Here is a 19,473-nt window from a genome sequence, read left to right on the forward strand (position 1 = left end):
TTCTAGCCTGTGGGGGCGCGGCTTTTTCGTATGCCCGCGCCATGCCTGCCGCTTCTTGTGAGGTCCGGGCGGGCCTGCGCGTGTGACTGCACAGAGGAACGAGGCACAGATGACCGACCCGGTGACGCTGGACGGGCAGGGTTCGATCGGCGTATTCGACGAGAAGCGGGCCGAGGCCGCCGTACGGGAGCTCCTCATCGCGGTCGGGGAGGACCCGGACCGTGAAGGTCTGCTCGAGACCCCGGGCCGTGTGGCTCGTTCGTACAAGGAGATATTCGCGGGACTCCACCAGGAGCCCGAGGACGTTCTGACGACGACGTTCGACCTCGGCCACGACGAGATGGTGCTGGTCAAGGACATCGAGGTGTTCAGCACCTGCGAGCACCACCTGGTCCCGTTCCACGGTGTCGCGCACGTCGGCTACATCCCGGCGACGAGCGGCAAGATCACGGGGCTGTCGAAGCTGGCCCGGCTGGTCGACGTCTACGCCCGCAGGCCGCAGGTCCAGGAGCGACTCACCACGCAGATCGCCGACTCCCTGATGGCGATCCTGGAGCCGCGTGGGGCCATCGTCGTCGTCGAGTGCGAGCACATGTGCATGTCGATGCGGGGCATCCGTAAGCCCGGGGCCAAGACGATCACGTCCGCGGTCCGCGGGCAGCTGCGCGATCCGGCCACGCGCGCGGAGGCGATGAGCCTCATCATGGCGCGCTGAGAAGGAACGGGGACGGGCCGAGAAGGCTGGGTCCGGGTGGTACGGCGCGGCGGCGATGAGTTCGTGTGGCCGGGGGAGTCCACCCTGGTGGAAGCGGCCGTACGGCTGGATCCACCGGGAGAGGAGTACCGATGCCGTTCACCCGTGTGCTCGCCGTGGCGCCCGTGACGGCCATCGCTCCGGCGGTGGAGTGGTACGAGCGGCTTCTGGTCGACGATCTGGACCAGGCGCTCGCGGACCTCGCGGACCTCGCGGACCTCGCGGACCTCGCGGACGCGGACCGGGGAATCGAGGCGGGTGAGACCCGGCCCGGTTCGCGTGGTGTGCGGTTCGCCGCCGTCCACGACCCCGACGGCAACCGGGTCACCCTGATCGAGAACCCGGTGTCCGGGTAGGGCCGGCCGGTCAGACCCTTGGCGACGGCCCACGGCCCACGGCCCACGGCCCTCAGGCGGCCTGGGCCGTGTTCCTCTCGTCGTCCCTGTCGTCCGGCAGCTTGCAGACACGCTCCAGGAAGACGGCGGCCGCGACGACGGCGATGCCGGCCAGGACGGCGAAGCCGGCGTAGATGGCCTGATCCCGTCGGGGCGGGACGTCGAGGGAGCCGAGCAGGAAGGCGCCCGTGCCGCCGTACATCCCCGCTACCAGGGCGGCTACGAGCGCACTGGCCTGGCCGAAGACCACGGCGCGCGCCGCCATCATCGGCTCCACGCCCTTCGCCCCCGGACGCCGCTCCCGCTGGGCACGCAGCCGTGCCCGGATCGACAGGGCGGTGGCCAGCAGGACGACGGCGATCACGGCCAGCACGACGGGGGCGGCGAGCGGCACGCTCGGCAGTGTCCCCAGGGAGTCCCAGAGGCGGGCTCCGCCCCAGGACAGCACGCCGGCTCCGGCGAAGAGGCCGGCCAGGAGCCCGAGCCGTAGTTGATTCACCGAGAGTGCCGCCCTTCGTCGCCGTTGCCCGTGTCGTCGCCCGCAGGCGGTCGTCCTTGAGCCTAACGACTACTCGGGCAGACGGAGTTCCAGGTCGGGCCGGGGGAGTACTCCGTCGCGACCGACACCGGCCAGCAGACCGGCCACGGGGCCGGCGCCGGGCAGCTGGGCCTCCGGTTCCACGTCGTGCCAGGGGGCGAGGACGAAGGCGCGCTCGCGGGCGCGCGGGTGCGGAAGGGTCAGCAGCGGGTCGTCGGAGACCACGTCGGCGTACGACACGATGTCGACGTCGATGGTGCGGGGCCCCCAGCGCTCGTCGCGGACCCGGTCGAAGGCCTCCTCGATGGCCTGGCCGCGCTCCAGCAGGGACGAGGGGGGCAGGGTCGTCCTCACGACGATCACCGCGTTGAAATACGACGGCTGGGAGCCGGGATCGATGCCCCAGGGCTCCGTCTCGTAGACCGGGGAGACCGCTTTGACCCGGAGGCCGGGCGTGTCCTCCAGGGCGTCGATGGCGCCCTGGAGCGTCTCCAGCCGGTTGCCGAGGTTGGAGCCGAGGGAGATCACGGCCCGTTTGGGGTTGGAGAGGGTGACGTCTGCCGCGTCGACCTGCTCGACCACGGCGGCGGGAACCGGCTGTACGGTCGGGTCGCTCTGCCCCTCGGTGGAAAATGCAGTCATGCTCGGCTCCGGATGATGGTGATGGTCACGTCGTCGAAGGGGACGGTGATCGGGGCATCCGGCTTGTGGACGACGACCTCGACCTCCTCGACCCCTTCGTGCTTGAGGCACTGCTGCGCGATGCGTTCCGCGAGGGTCTCGATCAGATCGACCGGCTCACCCCTGACGACATCGACGACCTCTTCCGCGACCACGCCGTAGTGAACGGTCTTCGACAGGTCGTCGGCGGCTGCGGCGGGGCGGGTGTCGAGGCCGAGCACCAGGTCCACGATGAAGGTCTGGCCCTCTTCGCGTTCCTTGGGGAAGACACCGTGGTGCCCACGGGCCTTGAGGCCGCGCAGCGCGACACGATCCACGCGAATCACTCCTGCTGTTCGTCGTCTCTGGAGGCACCCGGCCGCGTGCGGGCGGTGGAGTGCCATCTTCCGAATCTACCCGTGAGCACCGACAGCGACCGCCCGCAGGGGCGCGGACCGGCCCGGCAGGGGGGTTGATAGCCGCGTATACCCCGTGATCAGAGGGCCCAATCCCTCCGACCCGCTCCGCTCGCTCAGGCGGTCGGCTCTTCGTCCTCTTCCTCACCGGTTTCGGCCAGTACGGGGGAGCCGTGGTGGGACCAGAGCTTCCAGCCCTCCGGTGTGCGCCGGAACACATTCGTGGCGACGACGAGCTGCCCGACGAGCGGACCCAGCGCGTCGCCCTCCTCCGCGGGGCCGCCGCTGAGGATGTTCTCCGTACAGGTCACCAGAGCGGTGTCGCCCGTCATGGACACCCCGACATCGGTCAGGAAGAACTGGATGTACTCGGTGTTCGCCATGATCAGCGCGTAGCTCCGCAGCACCTCGCCGCGTCCCGTGAGCACCGGCCAGCCCGGGTGGACGCAGGAGACGGTGAGGTCCTCCCCGGGCAGCCACAGACCGGAGAGAGCGTCGAAATCGCCACGTTCCATCGCCTCGTAGAAGGCGGTGTTGGCCTGCTCGACCGCCGCGATGTCGGCAGCGGCCTCCTCGTGCTCGTCGTGCGCGGCGCTCACGCGGCTCCCTCGACGGCGCGGGCGACCCGCACCGCGTCCGCCGTGGCCCGTACCGCGTGCACCCGGACCGCCCAGGCGCCCGCGTCAGCCGAGAGGGCGGAGATCGCGGCCGTCGCCGCGTCCCGCTCGCGGGCGGGCGGCGGGGCGGCGTTCTCGCCCGCCAGGACCCGGCCGAGGAACCGCTTGCGGGACGCGGCGACGAGCAGTGGCCTGCCCAGGTCCCGGAGCCGGCCGAGGTGCGCGATCAGCGCGAGGTCCTGGGCCGCGTCCTTGGCGAAGCCGAGTCCCGGGTCGATGACCAGCTTCTCCGGGGCGACGCCGCCCTCGATCACCGCCTCCATACGCTCGCGCAGCTCCGCGACGACCTCGCCGACGACGTCTCCGTACACCGCGCGACTGTTCATCGACTCGCTGAAACCGCGCCAGTGCATGACGACGAACGGAACCCCGGCGGCTGCGACGACCGGGATCATGCCCGGGTCCGCGAGGCCACCGCTCACGTCGTTGACCAGGGCCGCACCGGCCGCGACGGACTGCTCGGCGACGCTGGCCCGCATGGTGTCCACGGAGATGGTGACGCCCTCGGAGGCCAGTCCCCGCACCACGGGGATCACCCGGCGCAGTTCCTCGGCCTCGTCCACCCTGCTCGCGCCAGGGCGGGTCGACTCACCCCCCACATCGATCAGATCCGCACCTTCGGCCACAAGTTCGAGGCCGTGCTTGATCGCCGCAGTGGTGTCGAACCAGTGGCCGCCGTCGGAGAAGGAGTCGGGCGTCACATTGACGACTCCCATGACCGCGCAGCGGTCCCACTCCGGCAGACCCCGGACCGTTCCCCGCCCTCGCAACGTACTCATGCGACCAGCCTAGGCCGTGTCGGCGAAGGGGGCGGTCGGGCCGTACACAGCGCCGAGCGTGGCGAAGGCCCCGCTCAGGGGGAGCCGGCGCCCGCCACGGTCTCCACGGCGACCGCGGCGCGGGGCAGGTCCTGTGCGTCCGCGTCGATCGAGCGGCGCAGGGCCTCGTGGAGGCGGGCCGGGGTGAGGACGCCCAGGAAGCGGCCGGCGCTCTCCTCGTCGATGACGGCGATCCAGCCCGCGTCGTGCTGCAGCATCGTGGCGAAGGCCTGCTTGAGCGGCGCGCCGAGCGGCAGCCACGCCTCCATACGGCGGGCGTGCTCACGGACCGTGCCCTTGGCCGGCGTCGCCGCGTCGCCCGCCGGGATCCAGCCGTGCAGATTGTCCTGCCCGTCGAGGACGACCGCCCAGCGCGCGCCGTCGGCCCGCAGCCGCTCGGTCGCCGCCGACAGCGGATCGTCGAGGTGGACGACCGGCGGCTGGTCCAGGTCGCTCTCCTCGATGGGGGTGACCGAGAGCCGCTTCAGACCCCGGTCCGCTCCGACGAAGTCGGCGACGTACGGCGTCGCCGGGGCCCCGAGGACTGTGGCAGGGGTGTCGAACTGCTCGATGCGGCCCTGTCCGTACACGGCGATCCGGTCGCCGAGCCGGACGGCTTCCTCGATGTCATGGGTGACGAAGAGCACGGTCTTACGGACCTGTGCCTGCAGTTTCAGGAATTCGTTCTGCAGTCTTTCCCGTACGACCGGATCGACGGCGCCGAAAGGTTCGTCCATCAGCAGCACCGGCGGATCTGCGGCCAGGGCCCGTGCCACGCCGACCCGTTGACGCTGACCGCCGGAAAGCTGCTCGGGATAGCGGCCGCCGTAAACGGACGGATCCAGTCCGACGAGATCGAGCAGTTCGGCGGCGCGCTTCTTGCCCTTTTCCCGTCCCCAGCCGAGGAGGTGGGGAACGGTCGCCGTGTTCTCCAGGACCGTTTTGTGCGGGAAGAGACCCACCTGCTGGATCACATAACCGATACGGCGGCGGAGCCGGACCGGGTCGATGGTGGATATGTCGTCCCCGTCGAGGAATATCCGGCCGTCGGTCGGTTCGGTCAGACGGTTCACCATTTTCATGGTGGTCGTCTTGCCGCAGCCGGAAGGCCCGACGAGCGTGACCAGTTCACCCTCGGCGACCTCGAAGGAAAGGTCGTCGACGGCGGTGGTGCCGTCCGCGTACCGCTTGGTGACGTGCTCGAAACGGATCATGATTCCCCATTGTGACGCGGGTTCTGTGAAGGCCATGTTGCCGGAATACGACAGCCTCGGCGATTGTCAGTGGTCGAGGATAGGGTCACTCAGGACCGGACCCGGGGCGGCATCGCGAGGGCAAACAGGAGGTGGGGGCGGATGGCCGAGCAGAACTGCCTGGTGGCGAACGACTGGATCTGCGGAGAGTATCTGCGCTCCCGCAGCCATGAGTTGACCGAGGCGACCGTCCAGCACATCTGGATCACGGCGGTTTCCGTGCTGATAGGGCTCGCTGTGGCCTTTCCGCTCGCGTTGCTCGCGCGCCGGGGCCGGCGTTTCGCGGGTCCGGTGCTGGGTCTGACCACCGTGCTCTACACCGTGCCGTCGCTGGCGATGTTCTCGCTGCTGCTGCCGCTCTTCGGACTGTCCGCGTCACTCGTGGTCACCGGCCTGGTGCTCTATTCGCTGACCATCCTCGTACGCAACATCCTGGCGGGCCTGGAAGCGGTCCCGCAGGATGCCAGGGACGCCGCGAAGGGCATGGGGTACGGGCCGGTCCGGCTCCTCTGGGAGGTCGAACTCCCGCTCGCGCTGCCCGCGCTGATGGCAGGTCTGCGGATCGCCACGGTGTCGACGGTCGCCCTGACCACGGTCGGCTCGCTGGTCGGCAAGGGCGGCCTCGGCAATCTCATCGAGGACGCGCTGCCCAGCTTCTTCAAGGCCCAGGTGCTCACCGCCTCCGTGCTCTGCGTGCTGCTCGCGGTAACCGCGGATCTGCTGCTGCTCGGCGTGCAGCGCCTGCTCACGCCCTGGACCCGGATACGGACGCCCGCCCGGTCTTCCGCCGGTGCGGGCATCGCGAAGACGGAGGCGGTCTGATCCATGGGAGTCATCGGGGAGGCGTGGACCTGGCTCACCACCGGCGCCAACTGGTCGGGAGACGGCGGGGCGGCGCACCGGCTGGCCGAGCATCTGTACGTCAGCGGGATAGCCCTCGCGGCGGCCTGCGTCATAGCCCTGCCGGTCGCGCTGTACCTCGGGCACGTGGGCAAGGGGGGCGGGCTCGCCGTCAACATCTCCAACGTGGGCCGGGCGGTCCCGGTGTTCGCGGTGCTGGCCCTCTTCATGATGACGCCCCTGCGTAACTCCGGCTATCTGCCGACGGTCATCGCGCTGGTGCTGTTCGCCGTGCCCCCGCTGCTGACCAACGCGTACGTCGGGATGACGGAGGTGGACCGGTCGGTGCTGGAGGCCGCGCGGGGCATGGGAATGTCCGGCGCGCAGCTGTTCGTACGGGTCGAGCTCCCCCTGGCCTACCCGATGATCATGAGCGGCCTCCGGTCCGCCGCCGTCCAGGTGGTCGCCACCGCCTCGATCGCGGCGATGGTCGGCCTCGGGGGCCTGGGCCGGATCATCACCGCCGGATTCAACACCTACGACACCGCGCAGGTCTTCGCGGGCGCCGTACTGGTCGCCCTCCTGGCCCTGGTGGTGGAGGGCGTTCTCGTGGCGCTGGACCGGCTGCTGTCGCCCTTGCGGCGGCGCCGGACCGTGTGAACGCGCGGACTTCCCGGACTGTGCACACCATTTTTCGCGGACGGAGAACAACATGAGCAGGACCTCGCGCATAGCGGGTGCGGTCATCGGAGCGGTCGCGCTGGCAGGGTCGCTCGCCGCCTGCGGCGGCGACAGCCTGGAGAAGCAGAAGAACGGTTCCGGGACGGACACCGGTGCCGGATCCGGGAAGGGCTCGCTCGTCGTGGGTGCCGCCGGCTTCACCGAGTCCAAGGTGCTCGCCGAGCTGTACGCCCAGGTCCTGGGCGACGCCGGATACGACACCTCGGTCACCACGGTGAAGAACCGCGAACTGTACGAACCGTCGCTGGAGAAGGGCGAGATCGACGTCGTCCCGGAATACGCGGCGACTCTCGCGGAATTCCTCAACGCCAAGGTCAACGGAGCGAAGGAGGCGGAGTCGAAGCCGGTCGCCTCGGGTGACGTGACGGCCACCGTCGCCGCCCTGGAGAAGCTCGCCACCCCGCTCGGACTGAAGGTCCTCCCGGCAGGCAAGGCCGTCGACCAGAACGCCTTCGCGGTGTCGAAGGAATTCGCGGAGAAGAACAGCCTCAGGACACTTTCCGATCTCGGCAGTTCCAAGATCAAGGTGAAGATCGCGGCGGGCGACGAGTGCGAGGTGCGGCCGTTCTGCGCGCCCGGACTGAAGAAGACGTACGGCATCGATGTCACCGGGATCGATCCCAAGGGTGTCGGAACGCCGCAGTCCAAGCAGGCCGTCAAGGACGGCAAGGACCAGCTGGTCCTCACGACCACCACGGACGCGGTGCTCGACTCCTACGGACTGGTGTTCCTGGAGGACGACAAGAAGCTGCAGAACGCGGACAACGTCCTTCCGGTTCTCAATGCCGAGGATGCGGGCGCGCCGGAGATCGCGGAGGCGCTCGGGGAGCTCACCGGCGTACTCACCACGGAGGACCTCGCGGAACTGAACCGCAAGGTCGACGCCGAGCGCGCCAAGCCCGCCGATGCCGCCGGGGACTATCTCCGGTCGAAGGGGCTGATCAAGAAGTAAACAGGCGTACTGGAAGGCCACTTGGGAGGCTGCTAGGTAACCGGCGGGGAACAGATTGCCGGGCGGTCTCCCAAGTGACTCGCACGCACGGTAAATTTCGAGCCATGCCACGAGGACGCCACCGCCATTCGCCGCCCCTCCACAGAATCCTGCCTCCCGTCGTGGTGGCCGGAGTGCCGGTCCTCTGTGCCGCCGGCGCCTGGTTCCTCGCGGAACCCCTGCCCCTGCGCGCCCTGGTGGCGGTGACGGCGGCCGCCGCCGTCACCGGTGCCTGTCTGATGCGCGGCTGGGACCGGGCCGCGGGGCTGCGCGTCGCGGAGCTGACCCGCGCCCGGGTCAGCGACGAGTGGAAGGCCGAGGAGCGCATAGCCGAACTCGAGGCGGACCTCGAGGAATCACGGGAACTGCGCACCCGGCTGGAGACCAAGCTGCGCCGCAAGCGCGTGGAGCTCGCCGGGCTGCGGGGCGAACACGCCGCGCTGCTGCGCCGGTACGCCAACGCCGAGACGGAGCGGGCCAGCGCCCTGGAGGGCCGCAGGCAGCTCGCCATCGAGGCGTCCGCACCGCGTGAGCTGCTGCCCGCGCGGTCCACGCCGACGCCGGGTGCCTATCTGCGCGCCGCCCAGGCCCTGCAGGACCTGAGCCGCAACGCCGCACTCCAGGAGGCGCGCCGCACGGCCCGGTCGGCCCGGCGGCGCGACACCGCCGAGCGGTCCGTGGAACGGGACACGGAGGGCGACGGCCCCAAGGGGAAGCACGCGGCGGTCGCCGGAGCGGGTGACCTCCAGCACCGCCGTCCTCAGGCAGCGCTCCCCGCGCCGCAGTTGTCGCCCGCGTCTGTACGTCCGCCCCGTGCCGTGCCCGCGGCTTCCGCCGTCGTCCCGTACGCCGCGGCGCGCCGTCACCTCGTCCCGCAGGGAAGCTTCGACTTCTTCGGTACGCAGAAGGCGAACGCCGCGATCGAGTCCGTGCAGAACGAGGACCTGGCGGACGTGGTGGGCGAGGAGGCACTCGCGGCGCACCGTACAAGCGCGGCCGGGAACCGTGCCGTCGGCAAGGTCATCGACCTGACGGCGCACGACGACACCGAGCAGCTGGAGATCGTGGAGCTGCGCAGCGCGATCTCCTCGTAGCCCGCACGGGGCCGGTTCCCGCCGCGCGGGGGCTACTTGTCGATGTCCCCGACGACGAAGAACAGCGAGCCCAGGATCGCCACCATGTCGGCCACGAGTGTCCCCGGCAGCAGCTCGGTGAGCGCCTGGATGTTGTTGAACGAGGCGGAGCGCAGCTTCAGCCGGTACGGGGTCTTCTCGCCGGTGGACACCAGGTAGTAGCCGTTGATGCCCAGCGGGTTCTCGGTCCACGCGTAGGTGTGGCCCTCCGGGGCCTTCAGCACCTTGGGCAGCCGCTGGTTGATCGGCCCGGGGGGCAGGTCCGCCATCCGGTCCAGGCACGCGTCGGCGAGGTCCAGCGCGTTGTGCGTCTGCTCCAGCAGGCACTCGAAACGGGCCAGACAGTCGCCCTCGGTCCGGGTGACGACCTTGAGCGTGTCCTGCAGCTCCCCGTACGCCAGGTACGGCTCGTCGCGGCGCAGGTCGAAGTCGACCCCGGAGGCCCGGGCGATCGGCCCGGACACCCCGTAGGCGTGCACGGCCTCGGCGGACAGCACGCCCACCCCGCGGGTCCGGCCCCGGAAGATCTCGTTGCCGAGCACCAGCCGGTCGTACACGTCCATCCGCGAGCGCACGGACGCCACCGCGTCCCTGGCACGGCCGAGCCAGCCCGCGGGCAGGTCCTCCTTGAGGCCGCCGACCCTGTTGAACATGTAGTGCATCCGGCCGCCGGAGACCTCCTCCATCGCGGCCTGGAGTTCCTCGCGCTCCCGGAACGCGTGGAACATGGGGGTGATCCCGCCGAGTTCGAGGGGGTAGGAGCCGAGGAACATCAGGTGGTTGAGGACCCGGTTGAGCTCCGCCAGCAGCGTCCTCGTCCAGACGGCGCGCTCAGGGACCTCCATGCCGAGCATCCGCTCGACGGCCATGACGACCCCGAGCTCGTTGGAGAACGCCGACAGCCAGTCGTGGCGGTTGGCGAGCATGATGATCTGCCGGTAGTCCCTGGCCTCGAAGAGCTTCTCGGCGCCTCGGTGCATGTAGCCGATGACGGGTTCGGCCTCCTGGATCCGCTCGCCGTCCAGGACGAGCCGCAGCCGGAGCACACCGTGGGTGGAGGGGTGCTGCGGACCGATGTTCAGCACCATGTCGGTGCTCTCCGCCGCGCCGCCGATGCCGATCGTCGTCTCCGTCATGCGGGACAGTATCCCTCCTCGCGATCCGGGACCCGATGCCGTAGCCAGCCGAAGTCGCCCAGCCCGCCCCGCGCCGTCAGCTCAGCCGCCTCTCCCGCCGTGGCGAGCGCCCGCACATAGCCGACGGGATCGGCCGACGCCCGTGCCAGCGGCGGACGTTCGCCGCTCACGCCCAGTTCACGCAGCGCCGTCCGCTGGTCCAGGAGCTCGGCCACTCCGCCGCCCGCCGCCGCGCAGGCGTCCAGGGCCACGTGCGAGGTCAGATCGCAGCCCCCGTCCGGCACGGGTGGCACCTCGCGGCCACCCCGGAATCCGGTCAGCGTCCCGAAAGGCGGCCTCGACGCCCGTACATGCGCGTAGTCCACCGCCACCGCGGTTCCGCCTGCCAGTGAGGCGACAGCCCTGGCCCAGGCCTCGTCGCGGGGCCGGCCGATCTCCGCGCGGTCGCCGGGCCGGGACAGCGGCCACCAGCGGCTCAGCCACCGGGCGTCCGCCCCGGTCACCGGATCACCGAGCCGCTCGGTGCCGTCGGCCTTCCGCACGAGGACGTAGCGGGGCACACCGTCCGCGTCGGCCTCGGCGATGTCCGTCGGGACGTTGTCCAGCCACTCGTTGGCGAACAGCAGCCCCCGCACACCCCGCGGCGGTTCGGCGCACCACTCGACGGCCGGGTCCAGGGCGGGCGGGCGCGGGGCGAGCTCCACGGCGTACGCCCGTACGGTGAGGCCGGGGGCCAGCGTTCCGTCCCGCAGTGCCGTCAGTACCCCGGTCAGCAGCTCGCCGCGGCCCGCTCCCACATCCACCAGGGCGACCGAGTCCGTACCCAGCTCCCGTGCCGTGCCGGCCAGCAGCCGGGCGACGGCGGTGGCGAACAGCGGGGAGGCGTGCACCGAGGTGCGGAAATGGCCGGCGGGGCCCTCCGGGCGCCGGTAGAACCCGTCTTCCCCGTACAAAGCGGTCTCGGCGGCTTCCCGCCAGCGGCACCAGTCATACGTCACGTAGGCAAGTCTCCACCTTGGGGAGTACGGTCCCAGGACCCGGATCGGCCCTCCGGCTGACCCGGGTACCGATCAGCTGTCCCTACGCTGGGTAACGTGCAGCGCTTCTACGATTTCATCCGCAGACACCCGACGGGCGTCGACACCTTCTGGGCTGTCCTCCTCCTCGGGTTCTCCGGCGTGTCCATCGTGGCCGAACAGGTCGGTGGCGGCCGGGAGCGCGTGGCCGCCGTGCCGATCGCCGTCGGACTGTCCGCCGTCATCGCGCTGCGCCGTCGCGCGCCGGAGAAGATGCTGCTGCTCGCGATCCTGATGGGGCTCGCCCAGCTGGTGTTCGGGGTGCGGCCCGGTGTGGCGGACTTCGCGCTGCTGGTGATCACGTACACCGTGGCCACGGTGGGGGAGCGCTGGGCGTCCCGGCTCGCCCTCGGGTGCAGCCTCGCCGCGGCGGCGGTCTCGCGGCTGCGCTGGCCGGACGACCTTCCGACGGGCGGCTGGGGGCAGACGGCCGGTTATGTCGTCATGATGACCGTGCCCTTCGTCCTGGCCTGGGTGCTCGGCGACTCCATACGCACCCGGCGGGCCTACTTCAGTCAGCTGGAGGAGCGGGCCGCCCGGCTGGAGAGGGAGCGGGAGGCGCAGTCGAAGGTCGCCGTGGCCGCCGAACGGGCCCGTATCGCCCGTGAACTGCACGACGTCGTCGCGCACAACGTCTCGGTGATGGTGGTCCAGGCCGACGGCGCCGCGTATGTCATGGACTCGTCTCCCGAGCAGGCCAAGCAGGCGCTGGAGACCATCTCCGGCACCGGCCGGCAGGCGCTGGCCGAGATGCGGCGGCTGCTCGGAGTGCTCAGGACCGGCGACGCGCAGGAGAGCGGCGAATACGTCCCCCAGCCCGACGTCGGTCAGATCGAGGAGCTCGTCGGCAAGGTCCGGGAGACCGGCCTCGCAGTGGACTTCAAGATCGAGGGCACCCCGCGTCCGCTGCCGAGCGGGGTCGAGCTGACCGCCTACCGCATCGTCCAGGAAGCCCTCACCAACACCCGCAAGCACGGCGGCCCGGACGCCGGGGCGAGCGTGCGGCTGGTCTACTTCGACGACGGGCTGGGCCTCCTGGTCGAGGACGACGGCCGCGGCGCCCCGCACGAGCTCTACGCGGACGGCGGGGCCGACGGCGCCGGACAGGGAATGATCGGTATGCGCGAGCGGGTCGGCATGGTCGGCGGCACGCTGGACGCGGGCCCCCGCCAGGGCGGCGGCTTCCGGATCAGCGCCCTGCTTCCGCTCAAGCCGGCCAACCAGTGACGACAGGAACAGGACACCACCGCATGGCGATCCGCGTAATGCTCGTCGACGACCAGGTGCTGCTGCGCACCGGCTTCCGGATGGTGCTCGCCGCCCAGCCGGACATGGAGGTCGTCGCGGAGGCCGGCGACGGGGCCGAGGCGATCGAGGTACTGAGGTCCGCGGCCGTCGACGTGGTGCTGATGGACGTACGCATGCCACGGCTGGACGGTGTCGAGGCGACCCGGCGCATCTGCGCGCAGACCGATCCGCCCAAGGTGCTGATCCTGACCACGTTCGACCTGGACGAGTACGCGTTCTCCGGTCTGAAGGCCGGCGCGAGCGGGTTCATGCTCAAGGACGTGCCGCCGGGCGAGCTGCTCTCCGCCATCCGCTCGGTGCACAGCGGCGATGCCGTCGTGGCGCCGTCCACGACCCGCAGGCTGCTCGACCGGTTCTCGCCGATGCTGCCGAGCGGAAAGAAGGAGCCGCAGCACAAGCGTGTCGAGAAGCTGACCGAGCGCGAGCGCGAAGTGATGCTGCTGGTCGCCCAGGGCCTGTCGAACGGCGAGATCGCGGGCCGTCTGGTGCTGTCCGAAGCGACCGTGAAGACCCACGTGGGCCGCATCCTCACCAAACTGGGCCTGCGCGACCGCGTCCAGGTGGTCGTCCTCGCGTACGAGACGGGGCTGGTCAGGGCCGGCGGCCAGGCGGGCTGACCGCTCCTCGGCCGGCCGCCTCAGATGCACAGGAGCCGGGGCTGCGGGGCGACTTCCAGGACCTGGGCGTGGCGCCACGGCGTACGGGAGGTTCTCGATCTGGACCGCTGCCTGGAGCGTCTCGGGTCACCGGAGTTCGCCGAGCACGTCCGTACGGACCGGCTGACCGTGCCTCAGGTGGCGCGCGGTCGGGGAGTCGGCAGGGCTCAGCCTCTGCCGGACAGCCCGGTTAGCGCAGGACGCCCTCCAGGAAGTCGCTGCCCAAACGGGCCACGACCGTCAGGTCCAGTGAGTGCAGGACGTAGCGCCCGCGCCGGCGGGTGGTGACCAGACCGGCCTTCTTGAGCAGTGCCAGGTGGCGGGAGACCTCGGGGGGCGTGATGCCGTGCGAGTCGGCGAGTTCGCCCGTGGTGTACGGGGAACGGGCCAGGTTGCGGCAGATCCGCATCCGCACGGGGTGGGCCAGCGCCTCCATCCGGAGCTGGAGCAGCTCGACGGAGGCGGGCGAGGGCAGTTCGGGGCGGTGCACCGGGTAGTGGATCACCGGACGCCAGCCGGGCGCGTGCAGCACCGATAGATGCGGCCAGCCGAAGGCGGTCGGGATGAGGGTGAGGCCGGTGCCGGCAGCCGATCCCGGAGAGCGCGTGCAGGGCGAGCCCCAGCTCGGCGAGGGGGGAGGTCTCGAAAACTACGCGCTCGGGAGGCAGGCCCGCGATGTCGATGTGCACGCTCACCCCTTCATGGTGCCGGGGGCGGGGCGAGGTCCGGTGTCACTTGACGGCGGTCGTCAATCCACGGGCGCACCTGCCGGGCCGGGGCCAGGCTGGATGCATGGACATCGTTCAGCAGCACATGCTCGACAGCTGTCGAGCCGCGCAGCGCGGTGAGGTGCCGCCCCCGCTGCCCGGCTCACACGACTGGGAGGTTCTGCGCACCATCCGCCGGTGTGTCCGCGCCTGGACCGCCGCCCACCGCCCGCCCTATCCCTGAGGCGCTGCCTGCTCCTGGAGCCGCGCCACGAACCCGGCCACCGCTTCCCGTACGTCGCCGGCCGTCCACTCCAGTCCCGGCGACGCCACCGTGACCTCGGTGAACGAGAGCCCGGGCGGACCCGTCGGAGCCGCGAACCAGCGGCGGAAGAGGGCCACGCCCGTCTCCTCGGCCTGCCGCACCGACGCCTCGTCGAGCACGTCCGCGGCGTAGGGCAGCCAGACCTGGAACTGGTGGGTGTGCGGCGGCTCGGGGTGTACCCGGAACCACGGCACCGCCGACCCGGTGAAGCCCTCCGCCAGAGCCCCGGCGACCACCTTCGCGTGATCGACGTACGACGGCAGTCTCGGCAGTTCCCGTTCCAGGCCCAGCAGGGCGGAGAGGGCCGCCGGGTACTGCTGGAAGACCTGACCGCCGTACCGGTGGCGCCAGGTCCTCGCCTCCTCGACCAGTGACTCCGGGCCGGCGAGCACCGCTCCGGACAGCCCGTCCAGGGACTTGTAGAACGACACGTACACACTGTCGGCGAGCGCCGCGATCTCCGGCAGACCGCGCCCGAAGTGCGACGTGCACTCCCAGAGACGCGCCCCGTCCAGATGCACCACCGCGTCCCGCTCCCGCGCGGCGGCCACGACGGCCTCCAGCTCCTCCCAGGAGGGCAGGACGAATCCGGCGTCACGCAGCGGCAGCTCGAGCATCAGCGTGCCGAACGGCTCGGGGAAGTCCCGGATCTCGTCCGCCGTGGCAGGACGGGGCGCGGTCGTCGGATGCACCGTGCGCAGCCCGCTCACCGAGGCGAGTGCGCCGCGCTCGTGCACCTCCGGGTGGGAGAGCGGATGCAGGGCCACGACCGGATCGCCCGTACGCCCCGCCCAGCACCGCAGTGCGACCTGCTGCGCCATCGTCCCGGTCGGGAAGAAGGCCGCGGCCTCCATGCCCAGCAGGTCCGCCGTGCGCCGCTCGACCTCGGCCACCACCCCGTCGCCGTACACGTCCGTCCACTCGCCCGGGTCGTGGACCGTGCCGGCGTCGGCGGCCAGCGCGGCCAGCCGCCCGGCCAGCGTGTGGTCCGCCGACATCCGTGCCAGCACCTTTCCTGACCGCTGCCATGCGGTCAGCCTGCGCCGTCGCTGCTTCTGCTCGTCGGTGTCTCCCATGGGACGATCATCGCCCGGGCCGCTGACACCACCCACCCCGGGTCGCCTCGCCGCCGAAAGTTATCCACAGGGTGTGGACGGCCGGGGAGTGCGGCGAAATGCTGGCGTAGCATGCAGAGGAATCGTCCGGTACCCCCCGCGGACTGGAACGGAAGGCCACCCCCGCGTGAACGCATCAGTTTCCAAGGAAGCCCTCGACGCGAGGGACCGCCCCGCCCGCCTCACCGTCGGTGTCGTCGGCGCCGGCCGGGTCGGCCCGGCCCTCGCCGCCTCGCTGCAACTCGCCGGGCACCGTCCGGTCGCTGTGTCGGGCGTCTCCGACGCATCCGTGCGCCGGGCCGCCGCTCTGCTCCCCGACGTCCCCCTGGTGACCCCCGCCGAGGTCCTCGCACGCGCTGAGCTCGTGCTGCTGACGGTCCCCGACGACGCGCTGCCCGGCCTGGTCGAAGGCCTCGCCGAGACCGGCGCCGTGCGACCGGGCCAGTTGCTCGTCCACACCTCCGGGCGGTACGGGACGAAGGTGCTCGATCCCGCCCTGCGGGCCGGAGCGCTCCCGCTCGCCCTGCATCCGGCGATGACCTTCACCGGCAGCGCCGTCGACGTCCAGCGGCTGGCCGGCTGCTCCTTCGGAGTCACCGCCCCCGAGGAGCTCAGACTCGCGGCCGAGGCGCTCGTCATCGAGATGGGCGGCGAGCCCGAGTGGATCGCCGAGGAGTCCCGGCCGCTCTACCACGCGGCGCTCGCCCTCGGCGCGAACCACCTGGTCACCCTGGTCGCCCAGTCCCTGGAGCTGCTCCGCGAAGCGGGTGTCGGCGCGCCCGACCGGATGCTCGGCCCGCTGCTCGGAGCCGCGCTCGACAACGCCCTGCGCTCCGGTGACGCGGCGCTGACCGGCCCCGTCGCCCGGGGCGACGCGGGGACGGTGGCCGCGCACATCCGCGAGCTGCGTGCGCACGCCCCGCAGACGGTGGCCGGATATCTCGCCATGGCGCGTGCCACGGCCGACCGGGCGCTGGACCACGGTCTGCTGAAGCCGGAATTCGCGGAGGACCTCCTCGGCGTCCTGTCGGACAGCGGTGCCGCGAACGGAACGAACGGAACACACGGCCCGGAAGCGTCCGGGCCGGGGGAGAAGCGATGAACACCGCACCCGCCACCCTGCTGCGCTCCGCCGCTGAGCTGGACGCCTTCGGCCGGGCCCCCGGAACGCGCCGCGCCGTCGCCATGACGATGGGCGCGCTCCACGACGGTCACGCCACCCTGATCCGTGCGGCACGGGCCGCCGCGGGACCCGACGGCCAGGTCGTGGTCACCGTCTTCGTCAACCCGCTCCAGTTCGGCGAGGCCACCGACCTCGACCGCTACCCCCGCACCCTGGAGGCCGACCTCGCCGTCGCCTCGGAGGCCGGTGCCGACGCGGTCTTCGCCCCCTCCGCCGACGACGTCTACCCCGGCGGTGAGCCGGAGGTCAGGATCACCGCCGGCCCCATGGGCGAACGGCTGGAAGGCGCCTCCCGCCCCGGGCACTTCGACGGCATGCTCACCGTCGTCGCCAAGCTCCTCCACCTCACCCGGCCGGACGCGGCGTTCTTCGGGCAGAAGGACGCCCAGCAGCTGGCGCTGGTCCGCCGCATGGTGCGTGACCTCGACTTCGGCATCGACATCGTCGCGGTGCCGACCGTCCGCGACCCGGACGGCCTCGCGCTCTCCAGCCGGAACCGCTTCCTCTCCGCCGAGGAGCGCCGGACCGCGCTGGCCCTGCCCAGGGCCCTGTTCGCCGCCCGCGACCGGCTGGTAGCCCAGCAGACGCTGCACGCCCGTGCCCGGACGGTCCCGGAGCACGGGGGCCGGGCCGCCGCCCTCAACCGTCTGGGTGAGGCCCGCGCGGCCGCCGACACCCAGGCCGTGGCGCTGGCCCGGCCGACCGTGACGGCCGCCGCGGTGCTGGCCGCCGCACGGGCCGTCCTGGACGAGGCGGCGGAGGAAGCGGTGCCCCTCACCCTGGACTACGTGGCGCTCGTGGACCCGGCGGACTTCACCGAGGTCCCCGACGACCGTGTCAGTGGCGAGGCGGTCCTCACCGTCGCCGCGCGGGTGGGAGCGACCCGCCTGATCGACAACATCCCGCTGACCCTCGGAGCCCTCACGTGACCGGAATACGGCTGGCCGCCCCCGCCCCCGGCTGGGCCATCGACGCGGACGTCGTCGTGGTCGGCTCCGGCGTGGCCGGTCTCACCACCGCACTGCGCTGCGCCGCGGCGGGCCTCGCGACCGTCGTCGTCACCAAGGCGCGTCTCGACGACGGCTCCACCCGCTGGGCGCAGGGCGGCATAGCCGCCGCGCTCGGTGAGGGCGACACCCCCGAGCAGCACCTCGACGACACCCTGGTCGCCGGGGCCGGACTGTGCGACGAGACGGCGGTGCGCGCCCTGGTCACGGAGGGCCCCGACGCCGTACGCCGGCTGATCGACACCGGCGCGCACTTCGACACCACCGACACCGGGGCGATCGCCCTGACCCGTGAGGGCGGCCACCACCGCCGCCGTATCGCGCACGCGGGGGGCGACGCGACGGGCGCCGAGATCTCCCGCGCCCTGGTCGAGGCGGTCCGCTCGGCCGCCCTGCGCACCATCGAGAACGCGCTGGTCCTGGACCTGCTCACGGACGCCGAAGGCCGTACGGAGGGCGTCACCCTGCACGTCATGGGCGAGGGCCAGCACGACGGCGTCGGCGCCGTCCACGCCCCGGCCGTGGTGCTCGCCACCGGCGGCATGGGCCAGGTCTTCTCCGCCACCACCAACCCGCCGGTCTCGACGGGCGACGGGGTGGCGCTCGCGCTGCGGGCGGGCGCCGAGGTCTCCGACCTCGAATTCGTCCAGTTCCACCCGACCGTCCTGTTTCTCGGCGCCGGATCCGAGGGCCAGCAGCCGCTGGTGTCCGAGGCGGTACGGGGCGAGGGCGCCCACCTCGTCGACGGCTCAGGCACCCGCTTCATGCTCGGGCAGCACGAGCTGGCCGAGTTGGCCCCCCGCGACATCGTCGCCAAGGCCATCACCCGCCAGATGCACCTCCAGGGCACCGAGCACATGTATCTCGACGCCCGCCACTTCGGCGCCACGATGTGGGAGCAGCGCTTCCCGACGATCCTCGCCGCCTGTCGCGCCCACGGCATCGACCCCGTCACACAGCCGATCCCGGTGGCACCCGCCGCGCACTACGCCTCGGGCGGCGTGCGTACGGACCTGCGGGGCCGTACGACGGTGCCCGGTCTGTACGCCTGCGGTGAGGTCGCCTGCACGGGCGTGCACGGCGCGAACCGGCTGGCGTCCAACTCCCTCCTGGAGGGACTGGTCTTCGCGGAGCGCATCGCGGCGGACATCGCCGGGACCGCCGATCTCCCGGACGTCACCGAGGCCGCAGCCGCCCACCGGACCGGTTCCGGGTCCGCCTCCCGGCGTACCCCCGTGGCGGACCCCGCCGGAGCCCACACCGTCCCGCTGCTCACCGCGGAGTCCCGGACCACGGTCCAGCGGATCATGACCAGGGGCGCCGGGGTCATCCGTTCCGCCGGAAGTCTCGCCACCGCGGCAGAAGAGCTGGAGGAGCTCCGGTACGCGGCCGCCGCCGACGAAGGCCCCAAGGACGCCGTACCAGGGGTGGAGGCGTGGGAGGCCACGAACCTGCTGCTCGTCTCGCAGGTCCTGGTCGCCGCAGCACGGGAGCGCGAGGAGACCCGCGGCTGCCACTGGCGCGAGGACCGGCCCGACCGCGACGACGCCGCCTGGCGACGCCACCTCGTCCTCCGTATCGCCCCCGGCCGGCAGCCCGTCGTCCGCACGACGGACAGCGCCGCGTTCCCGCCCGTACGCCCGGAAGACCCTGCGGACCCCACAGACACAGCACTGTCCGCGCTGCCCGCGCTGTCCGACAGTGTCCGCACCAACCCCGCCGACGCCCCCGAGGAGCCGTAACC

The 19,473-nt window shown here is 71.8% G+C and carries 21 protein-coding genes and 2 pseudogenes; 12 read left to right on the forward strand and 11 right to left on the reverse strand.

What is annotated here, in order from left to right; all coding sequences use genetic code 11:
* The first annotated feature begins 109 nt into the window (after positions 1-109).
* Together folE and ACFYQ5_RS02240 are read left to right on the forward strand one after the other, a co-directional pair.
* Positions 110-715, forward strand: coding sequence for a GTP cyclohydrolase I FolE (gene folE, locus ACFYQ5_RS02235; protein ID WP_389191778.1), 606 nt, complete (start codon positions 110-112; stop codon positions 713-715).
* A 131-nt stretch (positions 716-846) separates the two neighbouring features.
* Positions 847-1,110, forward strand: coding sequence for a VOC family protein (locus ACFYQ5_RS02240; RefSeq protein ID WP_389191781.1), 264 nt, complete (start codon positions 847-849; stop codon positions 1,108-1,110).
* A gap of 52 nt (positions 1,111-1,162) precedes the next feature.
* Here ACFYQ5_RS02240 and ACFYQ5_RS02245 read toward each other — a convergent pair whose 3' ends face one another.
* The 6 genes from ACFYQ5_RS02245 to ACFYQ5_RS02270 all read right to left on the reverse strand — a co-directional run bounded on the left by ACFYQ5_RS02245 (position 1,163) and on the right by ACFYQ5_RS02270 (position 5,472).
* Entirely contained in the window at positions 1,163-1,648 is a 486-nt protein-coding gene (locus tag ACFYQ5_RS02245; RefSeq protein WP_389191784.1) for a DUF3180 domain-containing protein, read from the reverse strand.
* Between the two features lie 69 nt (positions 1,649-1,717).
* Positions 1,718-2,329: a 2-amino-4-hydroxy-6-hydroxymethyldihydropteridine diphosphokinase gene (gene folK / locus ACFYQ5_RS02250; RefSeq protein WP_389191787.1), complete on the reverse strand. Its 612-nt coding sequence runs from the start codon at positions 2,327-2,329 to the stop codon at positions 1,718-1,720.
* Positions 2,326-2,685, reverse strand: coding sequence for a dihydroneopterin aldolase (folB, locus tag ACFYQ5_RS02255; RefSeq protein ID WP_351279807.1), 360 nt, complete (start codon positions 2,683-2,685; stop codon positions 2,326-2,328). Before folB ends, folK begins: the two co-directional genes overlap by 4 nt.
* A 194-nt stretch (positions 2,686-2,879) precedes the next feature.
* Positions 2,880-3,362 carry a nuclear transport factor 2 family protein gene (locus ACFYQ5_RS02260; protein WP_389191790.1) on the reverse strand — a complete coding sequence of 161 codons (483 nt, stop codon included), beginning with the start codon at positions 3,360-3,362 and terminating at the stop codon, positions 2,880-2,882.
* A complete protein-coding gene (gene folP, locus ACFYQ5_RS02265) occupies positions 3,359-4,219 on the reverse strand; it encodes a dihydropteroate synthase (protein ID WP_389191793.1) in 861 nt (286 codons plus the stop codon). The genes ACFYQ5_RS02260 and folP overlap by 4 nt, the downstream gene beginning before the upstream one ends.
* Before the next feature lie 74 nt (positions 4,220-4,293).
* Complete coding sequence (locus ACFYQ5_RS02270) at positions 4,294-5,472, reverse strand: betaine/proline/choline family ABC transporter ATP-binding protein (RefSeq protein ID WP_389191796.1); 1,179 nt, start codon at positions 5,470-5,472, stop codon at positions 4,294-4,296.
* Between the two features lie 141 nt (positions 5,473-5,613).
* On the opposite strand from ACFYQ5_RS02270, the gene ACFYQ5_RS02275 reads away from it, so the two are divergent.
* From ACFYQ5_RS02275 to ACFYQ5_RS02290, 4 genes are all read left to right on the forward strand, one after another.
* On the forward strand, positions 5,614-6,333 hold the full coding sequence (locus ACFYQ5_RS02275; RefSeq protein ID WP_389191799.1) for an ABC transporter permease: 720 nt from the start codon (positions 5,614-5,616) through the stop codon (positions 6,331-6,333).
* A 3-nt stretch (positions 6,334-6,336) separates the two neighbouring features.
* Positions 6,337-7,011 carry an ABC transporter permease gene (locus tag ACFYQ5_RS02280; RefSeq protein WP_389191802.1) on the forward strand — a complete coding sequence of 225 codons (675 nt, stop codon included), beginning with the start codon at positions 6,337-6,339 and terminating at the stop codon, positions 7,009-7,011.
* Between the two features lie 52 nt (positions 7,012-7,063).
* On the forward strand, positions 7,064-8,044 hold the full coding sequence (locus ACFYQ5_RS02285; RefSeq protein WP_389191805.1) for a glycine betaine ABC transporter substrate-binding protein: 981 nt from the start codon (positions 7,064-7,066) through the stop codon (positions 8,042-8,044).
* A 104-nt stretch (positions 8,045-8,148) separates the two neighbouring features.
* Complete coding sequence (locus tag ACFYQ5_RS02290; RefSeq protein ID WP_389191808.1) at positions 8,149-9,177, forward strand: hypothetical protein; 1,029 nt, start codon at positions 8,149-8,151, stop codon at positions 9,175-9,177.
* A 32-nt stretch (positions 9,178-9,209) separates the two neighbouring features.
* Here the strand turns inward: ACFYQ5_RS02290 and ACFYQ5_RS02295 are convergent, their stop codons facing one another.
* Positions 9,210-10,352 carry an NADH-quinone oxidoreductase subunit D gene (locus ACFYQ5_RS02295; protein ID WP_389191811.1) on the reverse strand — a complete coding sequence of 381 codons (1,143 nt, stop codon included), beginning with the start codon at positions 10,350-10,352 and terminating at the stop codon, positions 9,210-9,212.
* A complete protein-coding gene (locus ACFYQ5_RS02300) occupies positions 10,349-11,350 on the reverse strand; it encodes an SAM-dependent methyltransferase (protein ID WP_389191814.1) in 1,002 nt (333 codons plus the stop codon). Before ACFYQ5_RS02300 ends, ACFYQ5_RS02295 begins: the two co-directional genes overlap by 4 nt.
* Positions 11,351-11,446: 96 nt before the next feature.
* Here ACFYQ5_RS02300 and ACFYQ5_RS02305 point away from each other — a divergent pair, with 96 nt between their 5' ends.
* Positions 11,447-12,655, forward strand: coding sequence for a sensor histidine kinase (locus tag ACFYQ5_RS02305; RefSeq protein ID WP_389191817.1), 1,209 nt, complete (start codon positions 11,447-11,449; stop codon positions 12,653-12,655).
* Between the two features lie 23 nt (positions 12,656-12,678).
* Entirely contained in the window at positions 12,679-13,353 is a 675-nt protein-coding gene (locus ACFYQ5_RS02310) for a response regulator (protein WP_389191820.1), read from the forward strand.
* 229 nt (positions 13,354-13,582) lie between these two features.
* Here the strand turns inward: ACFYQ5_RS02310 and ACFYQ5_RS02315 are convergent.
* Together ACFYQ5_RS02315 and ACFYQ5_RS02320 are read right to left on the reverse strand one after the other, a co-directional pair.
* Positions 13,583-13,975 (reverse strand): annotated as a pseudogene (locus ACFYQ5_RS02315) (metalloregulator ArsR/SmtB family transcription factor); the annotation flags it as partial.
* A gap of 37 nt (positions 13,976-14,012) precedes the next feature.
* Positions 14,013-14,087: pseudogene (locus ACFYQ5_RS02320) on the reverse strand (DUF5937 family protein); the annotation flags it as partial.
* 97 nt (positions 14,088-14,184) lie between these two features.
* Here ACFYQ5_RS02320 and ACFYQ5_RS02325 point away from each other — a divergent pair.
* Positions 14,185-14,343, forward strand: a complete 159-nt coding sequence (locus ACFYQ5_RS02325; RefSeq protein WP_389191823.1) for a hypothetical protein — start codon at positions 14,185-14,187, stop codon at positions 14,341-14,343.
* Here ACFYQ5_RS02325 and ACFYQ5_RS02330 read toward each other — a convergent pair.
* A complete protein-coding gene (locus ACFYQ5_RS02330; RefSeq protein WP_389191826.1) occupies positions 14,334-15,500 on the reverse strand; it encodes a threonine aldolase family protein in 1,167 nt (388 codons plus the stop codon). The two genes, ACFYQ5_RS02325 and ACFYQ5_RS02330, sit on opposite strands and share 10 nt — an antisense overlap.
* A gap of 166 nt (positions 15,501-15,666) precedes the next feature.
* Between ACFYQ5_RS02330 and ACFYQ5_RS02335 the strand changes: the two genes are divergently transcribed.
* The 3 genes from ACFYQ5_RS02335 to ACFYQ5_RS02345 are packed head-to-tail and all read left to right on the forward strand — an operon-like array spanning position 15,667 to position 19,471.
* Positions 15,667-16,641: a Rossmann-like and DUF2520 domain-containing protein gene (locus ACFYQ5_RS02335; RefSeq protein ID WP_389191828.1), complete on the forward strand. Its 975-nt coding sequence runs from the start codon at positions 15,667-15,669 to the stop codon at positions 16,639-16,641.
* Positions 16,638-17,651 (forward strand): pantoate--beta-alanine ligase, encoded by a 1,014-nt coding sequence (gene panC, locus ACFYQ5_RS02340; protein ID WP_389191831.1) that lies wholly within the window; start codon positions 16,638-16,640, stop codon positions 17,649-17,651. The genes ACFYQ5_RS02335 and panC overlap by 4 nt, the downstream gene beginning before the upstream one ends.
* The gene (locus ACFYQ5_RS02345; protein ID WP_389191834.1) at positions 17,648-19,471 is read left to right on the forward strand and encodes an L-aspartate oxidase; all 1,824 of its coding nucleotides are present in this window, start codon (positions 17,648-17,650) and stop codon (positions 19,469-19,471) included. Before panC ends, ACFYQ5_RS02345 begins: the two co-directional genes overlap by 4 nt.
* The last annotated feature ends 2 nt before the right edge of the window (positions 19,472-19,473 follow it).

Origin of the sequence: Streptomyces sp. NPDC005794 (genome assembly GCF_042871445.1) — a bacterium.
Classification (GTDB): domain Bacteria; phylum Actinomycetota; class Actinomycetes; order Streptomycetales; family Streptomycetaceae; genus Streptomyces.